The organism is Pseudomonas sp. UMAB-40 (assembly GCF_900095275.1).
In the GTDB taxonomy this organism is placed as follows: domain Bacteria; phylum Pseudomonadota; class Gammaproteobacteria; order Pseudomonadales; family Pseudomonadaceae; genus Aquipseudomonas; species Aquipseudomonas mandelii_B.
Genome location: NZ_LT607621.1, coordinates 1 through 543, shown reverse-complemented (window position 1 = coordinate 543; position 543 = coordinate 1). Strand labels below are relative to the sequence as shown.

The following is a 543-nucleotide window of genomic DNA, read 5'->3' as shown; positions in this document are numbered from 1 at the left end:
CGGGCATGGATGTCACTGGCGAGAATCCCCGCGCCAAAGCGCAGCGTGTCCTTGCCAATGGTGGTCGGATCGTTATCGGTGATCGTGTCCTGCCCATCACCCAGATTGAACAGGTAGGTGTCTGCGCCATAGCCGCCGGTCAAAGTATCGTTGCCCGTCCCGCCGGCCAAAATATTGCCCGTCGAGTCGCTGGCAACCTTGATGACGTCATCGCCGGCATCGCCGTACAGCTGGTTGCTGCCGGCTCCTCCTTCAAGGGTATCGTTACCACCCCCAGCGTGAATGATGTCATTACCCGACCAACCGACCAGGGTCTCTGAAGTGGTAGTGCCCAACTGGCTCAAGCCCTTCGCAGAGATATCCGCCCAGGTCCAAACTGTACCGTCATCAAGTTCCACGCGTTCAATGATATTCGACGCGGCGATCCCCGCACCGGATGTCGTTCCGGCAAACCAATCTTTTACCGTCACCTGATCAATGCCGTTGCTGTGCCTGAACACCAGATCAGAGTCGACCCTGCGCATATTGATATCGCTGGCCAGA

At 57.6% G+C, this 543-nt stretch carries 1 protein-coding gene; it reads right to left on the bottom strand.

Features of this window, described 5'->3' with window-relative positions; all coding sequences use genetic code 11:
* On the bottom strand, positions 1-543 hold a 543-nt coding region (locus K0F88_RS32030), incomplete at both ends, for a calcium-binding protein (protein WP_306823162.1).